At 47.5% G+C, this 14,187-nt stretch carries 15 protein-coding genes; 11 read left to right on the top strand and 4 right to left on the bottom strand.

What is annotated here, in order from left to right; all coding sequences use genetic code 11:
* Positions 1-5: 5 nt before the first annotated feature.
* Positions 6-824, top strand: coding sequence for a sugar nucleotide-binding protein (locus CYJ37_RS22305; protein ID WP_101551967.1), 819 nt, complete (start codon positions 6-8; stop codon positions 822-824).
* Between the two features lie 30 nt (positions 825-854).
* Here the strand turns inward: CYJ37_RS22305 and CYJ37_RS22300 are convergent, their stop codons facing one another.
* Positions 855-2,291: a carbon starvation CstA family protein gene (locus tag CYJ37_RS22300; RefSeq protein WP_101551965.1), complete on the bottom strand. Its 1,437-nt coding sequence runs from the start codon at positions 2,289-2,291 to the stop codon at positions 855-857.
* Positions 2,292-2,590: 299 nt separating this feature from the next.
* Here CYJ37_RS22300 and CYJ37_RS22295 point away from each other — a divergent pair, with 299 nt between their 5' ends.
* The 3 genes from CYJ37_RS22295 to CYJ37_RS22285 all read left to right on the top strand — a co-directional run bounded on the left by CYJ37_RS22295 (position 2,591) and on the right by CYJ37_RS22285 (position 4,390).
* A complete protein-coding gene (locus tag CYJ37_RS22295) occupies positions 2,591-3,151 on the top strand; it encodes a CBO0543 family protein (protein WP_101551963.1) in 561 nt (186 codons plus the stop codon).
* 110 nt (positions 3,152-3,261) lie between these two features.
* Positions 3,262-3,960: an HAD family hydrolase gene (locus tag CYJ37_RS22290; protein ID WP_101551961.1), complete on the top strand. Its 699-nt coding sequence runs from the start codon at positions 3,262-3,264 to the stop codon at positions 3,958-3,960.
* Entirely contained in the window at positions 3,929-4,390 is a 462-nt protein-coding gene (locus CYJ37_RS22285; protein WP_257964288.1) for a DUF4275 family protein, read from the top strand. Before CYJ37_RS22290 ends, CYJ37_RS22285 begins: the two co-directional genes overlap by 32 nt.
* A gap of 54 nt (positions 4,391-4,444) precedes the next feature.
* Here CYJ37_RS22285 and CYJ37_RS22280 read toward each other — a convergent pair whose 3' ends face one another.
* Positions 4,445-4,840: a DUF2512 family protein gene (locus tag CYJ37_RS22280; RefSeq protein WP_009792377.1), complete on the bottom strand. Its 396-nt coding sequence runs from the start codon at positions 4,838-4,840 to the stop codon at positions 4,445-4,447.
* A 205-nt stretch (positions 4,841-5,045) separates the two neighbouring features.
* On the opposite strand from CYJ37_RS22280, the gene CYJ37_RS22275 reads away from it, so the two are divergent.
* Together CYJ37_RS22275 and CYJ37_RS22270 are read left to right on the top strand one after the other, a co-directional pair.
* Positions 5,046-5,264, top strand: a complete 219-nt coding sequence (locus CYJ37_RS22275) for a hypothetical protein (RefSeq protein ID WP_009792375.1) — start codon at positions 5,046-5,048, stop codon at positions 5,262-5,264.
* Between the two features lie 56 nt (positions 5,265-5,320).
* A complete protein-coding gene (locus CYJ37_RS22270) occupies positions 5,321-6,052 on the top strand; it encodes a ZIP family metal transporter (protein WP_101551957.1) in 732 nt (243 codons plus the stop codon).
* An 81-nt stretch (positions 6,053-6,133) separates the two neighbouring features.
* Here CYJ37_RS22270 and CYJ37_RS22265 read toward each other — a convergent pair whose 3' ends face one another.
* The gene (locus CYJ37_RS22265; protein ID WP_101551955.1) at positions 6,134-6,853 is read right to left on the bottom strand and encodes a DUF3784 domain-containing protein; all 720 of its coding nucleotides are present in this window, start codon (positions 6,851-6,853) and stop codon (positions 6,134-6,136) included.
* A 110-nt stretch (positions 6,854-6,963) separates the two neighbouring features.
* Entirely contained in the window at positions 6,964-8,640 is a 1,677-nt protein-coding gene (locus tag CYJ37_RS22260) for a glycosyl hydrolase family 28-related protein (RefSeq protein ID WP_009792372.1), read from the bottom strand.
* A 271-nt stretch (positions 8,641-8,911) separates the two neighbouring features.
* Here CYJ37_RS22260 and CYJ37_RS22255 point away from each other — a divergent pair, with 271 nt between their 5' ends.
* The 5 genes from CYJ37_RS22255 to CYJ37_RS22235 all read left to right on the top strand — a co-directional run bounded on the left by CYJ37_RS22255 (position 8,912) and on the right by CYJ37_RS22235 (position 14,058).
* Positions 8,912-9,745, top strand: a complete 834-nt coding sequence (locus CYJ37_RS22255; protein ID WP_009792371.1) for an extradiol ring-cleavage dioxygenase — start codon at positions 8,912-8,914, stop codon at positions 9,743-9,745.
* The gene (pepV, locus tag CYJ37_RS22250) at positions 9,738-11,147 is read left to right on the top strand and encodes a dipeptidase PepV (protein WP_101551953.1); all 1,410 of its coding nucleotides are present in this window, start codon (positions 9,738-9,740) and stop codon (positions 11,145-11,147) included. The genes CYJ37_RS22255 and pepV overlap by 8 nt, the downstream gene beginning before the upstream one ends.
* Positions 11,148-11,359: 212 nt before the next feature.
* Entirely contained in the window at positions 11,360-12,799 is a 1,440-nt protein-coding gene (locus CYJ37_RS22245; RefSeq protein WP_101551950.1) for a PstS family phosphate ABC transporter substrate-binding protein, read from the top strand.
* A gap of 110 nt (positions 12,800-12,909) precedes the next feature.
* Complete coding sequence (locus CYJ37_RS22240) at positions 12,910-13,248, top strand: DUF6054 family protein (RefSeq protein ID WP_009792368.1); 339 nt, start codon at positions 12,910-12,912, stop codon at positions 13,246-13,248.
* Between the two features lie 99 nt (positions 13,249-13,347).
* Positions 13,348-14,058 (top strand): hypothetical protein, encoded by a 711-nt coding sequence (locus CYJ37_RS22235; RefSeq protein ID WP_101551948.1) that lies wholly within the window; start codon positions 13,348-13,350, stop codon positions 14,056-14,058.
* Positions 14,059-14,187: the final 129 nt, after the last annotated feature.

The following is a 14,187-nucleotide window of genomic DNA, read 5'->3' as shown; positions in this document are numbered from 1 at the left end:
CGATTATGAAAAAACTGCTCATTTTAGGAGCCAGCGGGCTTATAGGAAAAGCTTTGGCGGAACAGGTAAGGGAGGATTTTAAGATTTATGCTACTTATCATTCTGCGGTGAATAGAACTGTGTCCGAGAGGGACATTCAGCTTGATGTCGGTGACCCTGGTGCTGCAGGGAGCCTGATTTCATCCATCAGGCCGGATATCACGGTTTCCTGCTTAAGGGGGGACTTTTCCGCTCAGCTGAAGTTCCATCAGGAGCTTGCGGAAGCAATGAAGGATGGAAACTCCATGCTTTATTATTTTTCAACAGCCAATGTTTTTGATGGGGATTTTTCAAAGCACCATAACGAGAATGATATGCCTCAATCACAGACCGATTATGGCCGTTTTAAGATCCGGTGTGAAAGCATGCTGCAGGGGGTTCTGGGGGAGAGGGCAGCGATCATCCGGATTCCTGCAATATGGGGGAAGAAATCTCAAAGGTTAAGCCATCTTAAAGATGCGCTTCAGAAGAAGGAAGGGATGGAGGCTTACACTCATCTGGCATGCAATCATTTAACGGATGTGCAGCTGGCGAGGGCGGTGAGTTATATGATGGAGAACAGGCTGAAGGGAATCTTCCATTTAGGAACAAAAGATATGCTTTCGCAGTTTGCATTTGCCGCCAGGCTGGCAGAGCGTCTGCCAGGAAATCAGGAGAGTATCCGGCCTGTCATTTTCAAGGACGAACATAACAGCTATCATTTTGGCCTTGAGTCCATCAGGCAGGATATTCCTCCGCATCTGGTATTCTCTCATGACGATATGATCGAAGAATTATTGAAGTAAACAAAAAAGGGCCGAGGCCCTTTTTGTAGTTTATGCCGCGCGGAAATCCTTGCTGTTCACCCGCAGCTGGCGGTATTTGAATATCTGGCTGATATACCAGGCGAGCACGGCGGCCGCCAGCGAGAAGCCAATGATCATGGACAGCCGGTAATCCATCCCCAATCCTTCCGGTGCGTAAAAAATATACGTGCAGACGACGCCTGTCATAAACAGGGCCGGCACCCCGCAGATCCAGTGAAAGCGGCTGTTCTTCAGAAGGTATACAGTGCCTGTCCACAGCATGACGGTAGCAACCACCTGATTGGTCCAGCCCACATATCTCCAGAGGAAAGTGTAGTCAATGGTTGCCAGGAACAGAGCCGGCACTGCAACCAGCACGGTTACCAGAAGAATCTTGATTTTGCTTTCCATATTAAAGAATTTGGCAAAGATTTCAGTCAGGATCATACGGGAAGAGCGAAGTGCCGTATCTCCCGTGGTGATAGGCAGAATGATAACGCCAAGAATGGCCAGGATTCCGCCAAGTGTCCCAAGAAGGGAGGTGGAGATTTCATTCACGACTCCGGATGGGCCTCCTGCTGCGAGTGCCTCTCCCAGGCCGGCTGTTCCATTGAAAAAGGTCATGCCGGCTGCTGCCCAGATAAGGGCGATGACGCCTTCAGTAACCATGGCGCCATAAAAGATTTTGCGGCCGTCTGATTCTTTTTTCATCGTACAGGCGACAATCGGGCTTTGCGTACAGTGGAATCCTGAAATGGCTCCGCATGAAATGGTGACCATCAATAGCGGCCAGATCGGCAGCTCCCCTGGATGAAGGTTCTCCAATGTCAGGTTGGGGATGCTTTTACCGGAAAAAAGTAAGGAAATGCCGATTGCCAATGCCATGAAAAGCAGGATGCCGCCGAGCAGAGGGTAAATCTTCCCGATAACGCGGTTGATCGGCAGGATGGTTGCCAGCAGGAAATAGGCAAAAATAATCAGCAGCGAGACCGTAAAACTGAGAGGTGTCAGCTGGGCGATCAGCTGGGCGGGGCCGGCGGTGAACGCGGCTGCCACCAGCACCATCAATACAAGCGAAACGACGCTGATAATGGTTTTAACGGTTTGTCCGAGATAACGGCCGACAAGGGAAGGGTATTGTTCTCCCTGATGGCGGAGGGACATCATGCCTGAAAAATAGTCATGGACGCCTCCTGCAAAAATTGTTCCTACCACTATCCAAATAAAGGCTGCAGGACCGTATAAGGCTCCGGCCACCGCTCCGTAGATCGGCCCGAGGCCAGCTATATTTAAGAGCTGAATCAGGTTTCCCTTCCACCAGCTCATCGGTACATAATCGAGATTGTCCCTTTTCGTATATGCAGGTGTCGGAGTGCTGTCATTAATGATGAATACGCGTTCCACAAATTTAGAATAAAAAACGTAGCCGAGTACAAGCAGGACTAGTGCTCCAAAAAAAGTAGCCATTATTGTTCTCCTCCTGTTGATTGCTTTTGGAATATGAAACATTTTAACACTTTTATGCATAAAAACAACAGATTTTTCAGAAAAAATATAAAATTTGGTTTATTATCTCTGGACACCATTCTTGCACCAGAGCCTATTTAATCATAAAGAAAGCCCTTACTGCCCAGCGGACTTTTTTCCTGAATTCCAATAAGCTATGGGCTGTTGCTTCTAGAGAAATGGGGAAGATGCATGTATGATATTCCGATAGTGCGGGACACTAACGGCTATTAAGACACATGACGGCAGGAGCATTCAATATGAGCCACACAGCAGCCCATTACGCCATTTTATGGACCGTTCTGATTGCTACCGGTGCAGGCAGTCTATATTTGATAAGGTATAACACTCTCCGCTATGGGATTATGTTCATATTGAGCAGCCTCACTGCCGCACTATTCTGCGTAATGTTTTTCAGGATGGGCTTTTACCGCTATGCTCTGCCAATGAAAGAGGTTCTGCCGGCAGCAGCCGTCAGCTTCAGTTTCCTGGCAATATTATTGATTAGGTACAGACCTGAAAAAAACACTTTTCCTTTCTTTTTTATCAGTATCACAGCCGTGTTTTCCATTGAAGTCCTTTTAAAGGATTATGCGGGCTTTATAAGGTTTCGCAATGGCTGGGATTATTGGGACTCTTATTCCCTTTATTGGCTTTTCCTCCGCCTGATGGGGTTTGTGGGCGAGTTTTTTATCCCAAGAGCCTACCGGACCCCAATCAGAACAAATACAAAGGGTTATTGGCTTCTTTTTATTGCCATGTTGATTTATGCCTGCTTTGGTGTGTATATACTAAATAAAGGATGGGCGGAAATATTGTAGTTGTGCAAAAGCTGCTGCCAGGCAGCTTTTCCCAATTAATTAAAGTAAATATATCCACTTTAGAGAAAAGGATGTAAAATGGGGGAACGAAGTAATCGGGAGGAGCTGTAATGAAAGCTGTTTTCTTTGATCTGGATGGGACCCTGCTGGACCGTGATGCTTCTATAAAAGAATTCTCAATTCAGCAGTATCAGAGATATTACGATAAACTCAGCCACATCCCTCAAGCTGTGTTCACGAATAGATTCAAAGAACTGGATGCCCGGGGATATGTCTGGAAATATAAAGTCTATCAGCAGATGGAAGCGGAATTCACTTTCCAAGGGATTGCGGCTGAAGATCTTTTAATGGATTATCTTAATCATTTCCACCAAAGCTGTGTTCCGTTTCCCCATCTAATTGAAACATTGTCTGATTTGAGAGACAGGCAGATAAAGATGGGGATTATCTCGAATGGCAGATGGGGTTTTCAAATGGCGAGTATCCAGGCTCTTCAGGTTGAGGAATATTTCGGAGTGATCCTGATTTCGGAGCGGGAGGGCATCAGCAAGCCGGATCCGCAAATCTTTCACAGAGCTATGGACAGGCTCTGCGTTTCTCCATATGAGAGTGTGTTTGTCGGAGACCATCCGGTTAACGATATAGAAGGCTCAAAGAGGTGCGGAATGGAAGCTGTATGGAAGAGGGATTCAAACTGGAATAATACGGCTGTGAAGTGGAAGATTGATGATTTAAAAGAACTTCCATTGTTGATAGATAGAATGAGAGGCGGCGAAGATGATGGACTTGGTGCAAAAGCTGCTGAATAAAAATATTCGGGTGACTGAGCTTCAGGCTTGGGGCGCCTATTTGCGTTTTCAATGGGAATATAGCTTCGCAGGAGGGCTGAGCGCTGCTGAGAAGGCGGGCGTCTATCTGCACGATTCGGACGGAGCGTGCGGATATCTCTGGCATCTCTTCAGCTGGAAGAAAGCGGAGTGTCTCGAAGGGGACAGTGCGGATGCGGCATTCAGCCGGGCAGAAAAAGCAGGCTGCTATCTTTTTTACCAACATTGCGACAAGGCTCTGATTCTCGATGATGCCTTTGCCCTTCAAACCTGCGATCTGCTGGGAGAGGAAGATGTGTATATAACAGACAGGCAGTTTCGCTGGACCTATGTCAGAACACATGAGACAGGTTTGTGCGGGCCGTATTTCCATCATCTTGACAAATCTCCGGCTGTTATTAAATTCAAGTAGGCTCGGCCAGCATAAGAAAGTCCCGGGAAATGGCCCCGGGACTCTTTATTTTAATTAATATGCATCTGTTCTATGCTTTTCACCGAAAACATGGCTGTCCAGGTATTTATGGAAGAACCATTCTCCTGCTGCAATGACGATGGCGCTGATGATAGAAGCGATGATGATGTCACTGTCATTGGCAACAAGGTTATTTCCCATGAACCAGATAACCAGGAATGCGAGCACCGCATCTGAAATAGTCGCAATCAAATTTCTTTTTCCCTGGTCTGAACGGTCTCCTGTTGTACGGAAGATTAACAGGTCGCCGGCAATATAAGCCAGAATGGTCAGAACCACACTAATGAGCAGGGAATCGGTCAGACTTACATCAAAAAAGCCGGTTAAGATAATGCCCAATACAACAGCAATCATCACAAATTTAATGAGAAGTGCCTTAACATGTTCCATTGTTCATCCTCCTTCTGTGGTGTTGGTATATCCATTACTTAGCCTGGCCAGCCCGGGCATAAACCCAAATATTTTCCGGCGGGCAAGGGAATTAATACCAAAAATAATCATGCTTAAAAGGGTGGCAAGCGGGTAATGATTGGTAAAATCCTGAAAAAATTGCTTCATACTGATTCAATAAAATAGCTGTAATCCAGGGAAATATATGGCCAACATCCAACATGAAATGGAGCTGAGCAGCATGGACGGTAAAGGGACCGACCAGATCATCAAACTTCTGGAAGATGAGAAAAAGCTCTATGAAGATAAACAGATCAAGCTGGCTATCGAAAAGGGGAGCAAAGAGAAGGAAGCTTATGTAAAGGGAATTTCCGAAGGATTATCGATTGCTGCAGCCATCATTTCCGGTGCTGGTGAGAAGTAATCGACCCGGGGGAAGTAAAGGACAGCGGACATTGGTGAGGAAAGGCAAGGGCTGAAATGGACAATTCTTTCATTGGCATTATACTATCTGCAATGGCAACAGGATTGGGCGCTGTTCCAATCCTGTTTTTGGATAAAATTAACGGGAAAATGAAGTGCATCCTGCTTGGATTTGCTTCAGGGGTCATGATGGCAGCGACAGCTTTCAGCCTTATCCCTGAGGCACTTAAGGCCTCTAATTTACTGGTGCTCTCAATAGGGATGCTTGCCGGTACAATTATACTGAACTATGTGAATTCAAAGGTTTCGGAGCTGGATGCCGGCGACATACGCTTTAATCCAGGCATCGACAGAAAAACGCTTATCATCGTCATTGCAATCATGCTTCATAATTTGCCGGAAGGCCTTTCGGTGGGGGTGAGCTACGGATCGGGCGAAGATAATCTCGAAACGATCATTGCTTTGGCTATCGGTCTGCAGAATGCCCCCGAGGGGTTCCTGGTCGCCATTTATTTACTCTCAGAAAATATCTCAAGAATTAAATCCCTCCTGATTGCCGCTCTTACGGGAGCGGTCGAAATCGTTACAGGGACGATCGGCTACTTTCTGGCATCAAAGGTGGATGGCCTTGTTCCATATGGCCTGAGCTTTGCGGCCGGAGCTATGCTTTTTGTGATCTTTAAAGAGCTGATCCCTGACAGCAATGAAAGGAAGGAAGAGAAAATTCCAACTTATGCTTTTGTGCTCGGGCTCCTTGCTATGCTGTTCCTTGTCCAGGAGTTTGGATAAGGAAAGGAAAAGGCAATGGCCGCAGGTTCGGAGAAGAATCCGGAACCTGCGGCCATTGTTCTGAGAAAAAGCCGGCAGCATTTACTCGACACTGTTTGCCAGCCGTTCATGCCATTTTAAAGTCTGTTCTTCGTTCTCCCCATTGATGAAGATATGCTTTCTTCCCATTTCAATATAAATATAGGGGGCTTCTTTGTGGATAAAGAGAAGGCTGCTTCCATAACCTTCTACCGTAAACCGGCCTTTTGCAAGGGTTGACAGGCCAAAGCCGTTTTCCTTCCAGGTAACCTCCGGCATTTCCTCAAGCAGTTCTAGTTTCGTAATACTCTCAATTGGCCATTCATCCCCATACATGCCTGTTATTTCAAACGTATCTTCTGTGATTGCGAGATCCGGCTTTTGATAGCCGAGATAGGTAAGGGCGCTGATGAATCCAATCACGACGAAGGAGAGGATGCTGGTGAACCAATACATTCTTTTTCTTTTGCGGGGAATTTCGAACTTGGACAAATAGATGCTGCCGCCGAGGAGGAAAAGAAGCATAAAGCCAATTTGGACTTCCATTGCATATGTGAAGCCCGTAAAGGCAAGTGGAAGAAGGATGAGCATCCCGATTGCCGTCGCCAGCAGGAGGCCGCCCGTTTTCTGGGGCATTTTATTCTGAATGAGTTCCTCCTGCTCTGCTGTGGGACGTCCGGCAAAACCAGAAATGAGCCAGTAGTTCTTTTTATAGCGGATGGCCCATCCGAGAATAGAAAAAAGCACAATAACAAATACCTGTATACCTGCGAGGAACCACATAAAAACCACTCCTTTTTTGTTCGCTGTCTACTCTACGGATGGAGAGGGGCTTTGGATTCAGCTTTATGCGGTTCCTGAAAATAATAACCCTGAAAGATTTATTTGCTGCTTTATGCCATCCCGTGCTTTTTGCCTCCAACAGATACAGGGGTTTTGTAGCCTTCTGCGTGCACATCTTCAATACTGGCATGTTCACTGTTATCAGCCAGACCGAACCTGCCGTTCTCTCCTTCTGCCCGTACCTCCGAAACGCTGACATGCCGGATGCCTTCGCCAATCTGGATTCCCTGCTTTGCAGACCCTTGGATGGAGGCTTTGCTGATCTCTACATGATCAGCCCGCTGAGCTCCGCCGAACACTTTAATATCCACTCCTGCTTGTTTAAAGCCCTGAATGGCCAGGCGGTTCAGAACGACATTCCTCGCTCGGTATTGGATGGCAATGATGGGATTGCCGGCATAGTCATATTCAGGGTCGCCTATCAGTGTGAATTGGTTGATCACAACATTTTTATAAGCTGATACGACCAATCCCCTGGGTGCAGAGCCCGCATAAAGGTCTGTATGCACCGGGTGGATGCTCACTATCTTTGTTGCCCTGATATTGCGGGCGGTCTGCGATTCAGGATCGCCGGCTTTATGATGGCCGATGTGGCGGAAGTTAAAGGAGCGGTTATCATTAACGGAAAGGTGGCCGATGATCTGGACATCAGAGGCTGCTGAAGAATTATGATGTGCCTTGATTTCAACCCCGCCGAAGCAGCGTGCGGATGAGTTATTGACGAGCCAGACATTTCTTGAGCCATCATCCACTTCAATGCCGTTTGAATTGGAGAAGCCTTTTTTGTGGGTACGGCCGCTTGGATCGCACATATGGCAGTTGGAGATCAGTATATTGTCGCTGTGATGGGTGGTGATCCCGTCATCTCCAAATCCATAGCCGTTCAGCTTGTCCAGCCAGACATAGCGGCTGCCTCCGCGTGCGCGGTATCCATCTCCTGAGTAGTTATAGAGTGTGGACGAAATATCAAAACAGTGAAGGCCGGGATTGATGGCTTCCACATTTTTTACCCATCCATACATCACGTTTGCATACGTAAGGCAGCTGGAGTGGTTTCCCCAGGTGCTGGTTTTAGCTGCATTGCCGAGCCTTTCGACGTTCCAGTCCAGGCTCAGGTTCCGGACAAGGATATGATGGTTCCCTTTCCAGTGATTTGAATTGGTCACCAGCCTTGCCGCCTTAGGAGACTGGTCAAGAAGTTTTATGACTGTCAGGCCTTTTCCTTCCCCCTGCAAGAGAGTCCATGAAGGGAGCTGAATGCCAGACACCAGATAGGTGCCGGCCGGAATGCTGACTTTTGCCTTGCCTCTGCCGATGGCCCGCCTGAAGGCTTCTGTATCATCGGTTATCCCATCTCCAGCTGCTCCGCATTCTTTAACACAAACCTCTTTTTCTAAGGCATGGAATAGCCTGGTATATTCCTGGTCAAGCTTTTTTTTCCAGAGAGGGAAGGCAATGCCGGATTCATCGACTATGGTACTATCGGTCTCTTCATTATTCCGGTCTGCGGTCAGGATCAGGTTTTCTGCTGCTTTAATCAATTTCTTGAAAAACCCTTTGCCGTAATCAGGCGTTTTTCCGCTGTGGCCCGGGCCGGAAGGGGTTCTTCTCTCGTTAAACAGCCTGTCTGTCTCCTCGGCAAGCGTTTTTGTATCAAGCCCCGGGCTAAACTTATCTATCAGCTCTTTATTGCGGCACGGATCATGCTGCTTATCCAAAAATAGCATTTACGGATCACCTCTATTTCTTTGAGCCTGCTGGGCTATTGTATTATTCCCGTCCGGACAGGCTGCTAACCTTATTGCATCCAGAGGAGGGGAGAGAGCGGCAAATAGGAAATTAATAGACAGAAAATTGCAACTGGGTTAGTTTTATTATTAGAATACATGCGAAAAGGGGATGAGTGCAAAGAAGCTGTAAGGTTCTGTCTGAAAAAGGTTCACTTCAGAAGGATAATATCTGAATGAATTTAGATTATACACGAAGGGAAGAGACTGGATGAATCCGTTTGTATTTGCCTGCATCACTCCGCATGGTGGAGAAATCATACCTGAACTGCAAGGGGAAAAGCCGGAGCGCATGGAAAAGACGAGAAAGAGCATGGGGAGGCTTGGGGCCCTGATGGATAAAGCCCGACCTGACAGCCTGATTGTGCTCACTCCCCATGGAACGCGCATCAATGGACAATTCGCAGTGGCTGTTTCTGAAAGGCTTGAGGGGGAAGCGGCTGAAAATGGTTCCTCCTTTATGATGGAGAGAAAAACCGATCTGATGCTTGCTTCCTCTATTTTGGCGGAGGCTGAAGCGAAAGGGCTTCCTGCAGCCGGAATCAATTACGGAACAAGTGCAGGCCCGCTATCCTGCCTTCCCCTTGATTGGGGTGCAATAGTACCGCTTCGTTTTATGCCCGAGGTGCCGGTTGTGGTCATTACGCCTTCGAGAGAAATAACTTATGAGCAGCATATCGCTTTTGGCAGGGCAATCAGAAAAGCAGCAGGGGAATCAGGGAGAAAAGTCGGCCTGATCGCCAGCTGCGACTGGTCTCATACGCATGACAGCGAAGGGCCTTATGGCTATCATCCGGCTGCGGAGGAATTGGACCGCCGGACAGCAGAATTGATAGAGTCAGGGAGGCTGGAAGACCTTGCTTTGTTCGATCCGGAGCTCGTGGAGAATGCAAAGCCGGACGGGATCTGGCAGACACTGATCCTGGCGGGGGCAGTCCCGGAGGAGGAACGGCACAGCAGGCTGCTCTCTTTCGAAGCGCCCACCTATTTTGGATTGATTTGCGCCGCTTATTATCAGAACCGGGAGGCAAGGGAAAATGATTGATTGGCAAAGGGAAGCAGAGGTACGGAAAAACGATCTGATGAAGGATCTGATTGGGATATTAGAAATTGCCAGCATCAAAGATTTATCCACGGCAACTGCAGAAAGGCCGATGGGGGATAAAATCGGCGAAGCGCTGGAGTATATGCTGAAGCTTTCCGAAGAAGCAGGCTTTACAGTGAAAAATGTGGATGGAATGGCCGGGCATGCCGAGCTGGAAGGCGGCGGGGAGGGAACAATCGGCATTCTTTGCCATGTGGATGTCGTTCCGGCCCCCGGCGAATGGACAACACCGCCCTTTGAACCTGAGGTAAGGGACGGCAGACTGTATGCACGTGGAAGCATAGATGACAAAGGTCCGACACTTGCCGCTTTTTATGGATTGAAAATGGTCAGGGAACTTGGACTTGAGCTAAGGAAAAATGTCCGGATCATCTTCGGGACAGATGAGGAAAGCGGGATGAGCTGCATGCGCCATTATGCAGAAGCAGAGCTTATGCCGGAGGAAGGCTTTGCTCCTGATGCGGTTTTTCCGATCATCAATGCTGAAAAAGGCCAGATGAATGTGAAATTGGCAATTGGGACGGGCAGGAAAGAACCGGGGCAGGAGAGGGTCTTGTCACTGCTGTCCTTCCAATCGGGCAGCCGCATTAATATGGTGCCTGAAAGTGCTTCTGCCAGTGTGGCCGGTCCTGATGCAGGACAGCTGGAAAAAGACTTTATCCTTTTCTGTGATGTAAACGGTGTCCGCGGAGATGTTGCTATAACTGATGATGTTGCTACTTTCAATCTGTATGGAACTGCAGCCCATGGGATGGAGCCTTTCAAAGGTGTGAATGCCGGGACCCTGCTTGCCGTTTTCCTGGCAGATTTGGAAGTACAGCACACCGGGGCGGAATTCCTTTCTTTCTTAAAGCTTCTCCATGGGGATTTTTACGGCCACAGGCTTGGCATTTCATACAAAGATGAAGTATCCGGTCCGCTGACAGTCAATCCGGGCATCATCTCCTTTGATCAGGCTGGTGAAAGCTTTGTGCAGCTGAATATCCGCTGTCCGGTTTCCTCTGTTTATGAAGATCTGAAAAACAGGCTGGAGGAAGCGGCTGAGTCTCAGGGGTTTAACCTTGAAGATTACAGAGAGTCGCAGCCCCATTACGTGGCCCCGGGGCACCCTGTTATTGAAGCCCTTCAAAAGGCATACCAGGAAGAGACAGGAGAAGAGCCGGTCCTTTTGTCAACAGGCGGAGCCACATACGCCAGGTTCATGAAAAAAGGGGTCGCTTTTGGCGCCTGCTTCCCTGGGAAAGAAATGACTGCCCACCAGAAAGACGAATACATTGAAGTGGATGATCTGGTGAAGGCGGCAGCCATCTATGCAAGGGCTATTTATGAGCTTGCAAAATAAAAACAGGCTGTTTGATCAACTTTTATTCAGGTGGCGGCAGCCGGTCTGGCATAGATGATCCCTCTCAATTTTAAGAGGTTAAACTAAATCGATTTAAGCAAAGAAGCTCAGCATGAAGCTGAGTTTTTTTGCTGTTCATCTTTATTTGTTATTGTAAATATCTAGTCAAAAGTGTAAAATTACACTAATTATAAAATAAAGGAGGTGCTGGAATGCCTGGTAAATGGATTCTGTATTTTGGGATTGCCCCGTTCCTTCTATCTATGCTGTCTTTCCTTTTCCTGGGGGCCTGGCCGGACTATGCCTTTCTCCTGCAGATTATTGTGCTGGCGGCAGGCGGACTGCTGATTGGTACATTTAAAAGCAGGAAGCTAAACGAGAACGATTGGCTTCTTGCCTGTGGACCGCTGGTATATACAGCAGTCATCTGGGCGGTTTTTATGATACTGACAGGAGGGTTTTCCGGCCACGAATCCTGGCTGTTTTATGGTATCCTCCATATTCCCTTTGCCCCGATCTTCATCTTCTCTTCCCTCATGGGCGAAGGGCGGACTTTCTTATGGGCTCCGATGGCATTTGAGCTGGCGTTCCTGGTGCCTATTGCAGTTTCAATGATTAAGAGGAAGAATGCCATTCGGATGATTCCCAAAAAGAAGGCTATCATTCTATCTTTAGTATTTGCGCTCTCGATAGGCAGCGGAGCCTTCATCCATTGGGAGCGGAGCAGAACCGTCCTCCCTTCTTATGGTTTCGATTATGCTGGCGGCTACTCAAGCACAGATCTGACACCCTATGATATAACCAATACGAACAACCGGCTTCCGAAACTTGAGGGAGGAGCTGATTTTTCAATTTCGGATGCTGATTCCATGCCTGTGCTGGATGGAGCAGAAGCGGCATTCCCTGTATATTCAGCCTTTGCGAATGCCGTTTATAAAAATGTACGGGAAGTTTCCCTTGAAAAGGAAGTGGTCAGCTTCACCAATACCATCTACGCTTATGAACGCCTTCTGTCAGGAGAGGCGGATATTTACTTCGGTGCTGAGCCCTCCGCTGAGCAGCGGAAAATGGCCGAAGATGCAGGGAAGGAACTGGTGATGACCCCCATTGGAAAAGAGGCATTCGTATTCTTCGCCAACCCGGAAAACAGCATTAAAAGCCTTACTGTTGAACAGATAAAAGACATTTATTCAGGAAAAATAAAAAACTGGTCGGAGGTAGGCGGAAGCAGCGGCAAAATCATTGCGTTTCAGCGGCCAAAAAATTCAGGAAGCCAGACGCTCCTGGAAAAAATCATGGGTGATACACCAATCATGGAACCGTTGAAGGAAGAGGTCCCTGAGGGCATGGGCGGTATAATTGAGCAGGTTGCGGATTACCGGAACTATGACAATTCCCTCGGATTTTCCTTTCGCTTCTTCGCCACAGGAATGAACCGAAGCACGGACATCAGGCTTTTAGCGATAGATGGCGTGGACCCAAGCCCGGAGAACATTGCCTCTGGAACATATCCATTTACTGCTTCCCTGTACGCCATAACTCTCAAATCCAATCCCAACAAAAACATCCCTCCGTTCCTGGAATGGATGCAGGGTGAGCAAGGGCAGCAAATAGTGGAAGAAATCGGGTATATAAAGGAATTTGAAAGCTGAGCCGGGTTACTATAGAAGGGGAAAACCAGGGGACTAAACGGTCCCTTTTTCCAATGGCTGGAACCTTTTCATGCTCCAATCCGTAATACAGACAGACAGGAGGAGACACTATGAATCATTTATCGGATTTGAAAACTTCTATAACCCCTTTTGAATGTGCTATCAAACTGCTGGAATCGGAATCATTGAACACAGATAAAATCCACGAAGAGTACCATACGCCTGCCGAAGGAATTGAGTTCTGTGTCCTTGTGTTTGAGAGATTTTATTTCCGCACGGGTGGAAGAGCGTCGCTGACGGTCATCATGGAAAATGTAAGAGGAGACAACAAAGTGAGATGCATTTCTGCGGGAAGTGCGGAAAGCTTGATCAGCTTTGATTGGGGAGCAGGCAAAAGCTTTGTCAATAAGGTGAGGGAAATTCTGGTTCCTTATACATTGGGAAAATAATTTAAAAAGGAAAACTTATGATAGAAACTCACCTGATAACAAATTCCTTAATATGGTAAACTATTAAATAGAACAATAATAGATTAAGAGGTGTGTTTCGTGCTGAAAAAGAAAAAGCTGGTTATAGGGATAGGAATTCTTGCAGCCCTGGCCATTATGCTGCTGATGGACGCTGTTAAAATCTCAAATGAGAAGCGACCTTCAAATCCGGTGGTCATGGTTGACGGGGAGAAAGTAGATGCCGATCTGCGGGGCTATACCTGGCATGGTGAGACACAGGCAGTGAAAAGGGCGAATGCAGCTTCTGTAACAGAAGTAAAACCCCGTTCTGAAATAACGGTACAATTTGGGACAAAGGACGAGCCTGAATCCGTTGCACTGGACACGATTTATGGAAGTGACCGCAAGAAGCCGGTGTATACAGGCACATATACGTTATCCAACAAGCCCGGCCCCATCACGATAAGAATAAAGGCAAAATGGGAAGGCAAAGGCCAGGCAGAATATACAGTGAGCCTGGACGTTGAAGAGGAATCGTCATACCAGGAACTGCTGGCTGAAGAAGCTGGTGAATATACTGTCCTGGCTATAAGGGAAAATGACCAGTCAGACCTGGGCGTTACTGAGGATGTTTATCAAGCTGGCGCCAACCGTGTGGAATATAGAAATCTGGATACAGTTCAACGAATATATACTGACCTGGAAGTCCGGCAGGCCCCGTATTTTATTGTGTTTAGCTTTGAAAAGCCTGTCCTGGGAACGAGCGATCCAGGTGAAGCTGCTGAGTACATAAGAACTCATGCTGACTGAAAATCGTCTGGCTTAAAAAGGGTCAGGCTGCTGCCCCTTCATCAGAAGTCTCTTTTCAGCATAGCTTGAAGCGCATTAATATAAAGCCGGGGTTTGAGTTTCCTCATATTCATTTAACTCGAAATAGCT

Origin of the sequence: Bacillus sp. UMB0728, from assembly GCF_002858875.1 — a bacterium.
GTDB lineage: Bacteria > Bacillota > Bacilli > Bacillales > Cytobacillaceae > Bacillus_AB > Bacillus_AB infantis.
This window is presented reverse-complemented; position numbering and strand designations above follow the sequence as displayed.

Bases quoted from the DNA above. Each gene is read 5' to 3' on its own strand.
- CYJ37_RS22285 (WP_257964288.1), top strand. From the start codon at position 3,929: ATGATGGACTTGGTGCAAAAGCTGCTGAATAAAAATATTCGGGTGACT.
- CYJ37_RS22270 (WP_101551957.1), top strand. From the start codon at position 5,321: ATGGACAATTCTTTCATTGGCATTATACTATCTGCAATGGCAACAGGA.
- CYJ37_RS22265 (WP_101551955.1), bottom strand. From the start codon at position 6,853: ATGTGGTTCCTCGCAGGTATACAGGTATTTGTTATTGTGCTTTTTTCT.
- CYJ37_RS22275 (WP_009792375.1), top strand. From the start codon at position 5,046: ATGGCCAACATCCAACATGAAATGGAGCTGAGCAGCATGGACGGTAAA.
- CYJ37_RS22300 (WP_101551965.1), bottom strand. From the start codon at position 2,291: ATGGCTACTTTTTTTGGAGCACTAGTCCTGCTTGTACTCGGCTACGTT.
- CYJ37_RS22305 (WP_101551967.1), top strand. From the start codon at position 6: ATGAAAAAACTGCTCATTTTAGGAGCCAGCGGGCTTATAGGAAAAGCT.
- CYJ37_RS22290 (WP_101551961.1), top strand. From the start codon at position 3,262: ATGAAAGCTGTTTTCTTTGATCTGGATGGGACCCTGCTGGACCGTGAT.
- CYJ37_RS22260 (WP_009792372.1), bottom strand. From the start codon at position 8,640: ATGCTATTTTTGGATAAGCAGCATGATCCGTGCCGCAATAAAGAGCTG.
- CYJ37_RS22245 (WP_101551950.1), top strand. From the start codon at position 11,360: ATGCCTGGTAAATGGATTCTGTATTTTGGGATTGCCCCGTTCCTTCTA.
- CYJ37_RS22255 (WP_009792371.1), top strand. From the start codon at position 8,912: ATGAATCCGTTTGTATTTGCCTGCATCACTCCGCATGGTGGAGAAATC.
- CYJ37_RS22240 (WP_009792368.1), top strand. From the start codon at position 12,910: ATGAATCATTTATCGGATTTGAAAACTTCTATAACCCCTTTTGAATGT.
- pepV (WP_101551953.1), top strand. From the start codon at position 9,738: ATGATTGATTGGCAAAGGGAAGCAGAGGTACGGAAAAACGATCTGATG.
- CYJ37_RS22295 (WP_101551963.1), top strand. From the start codon at position 2,591: ATGAGCCACACAGCAGCCCATTACGCCATTTTATGGACCGTTCTGATT.
- CYJ37_RS22280 (WP_009792377.1), bottom strand. From the start codon at position 4,840: ATGGAACATGTTAAGGCACTTCTCATTAAATTTGTGATGATTGCTGTT.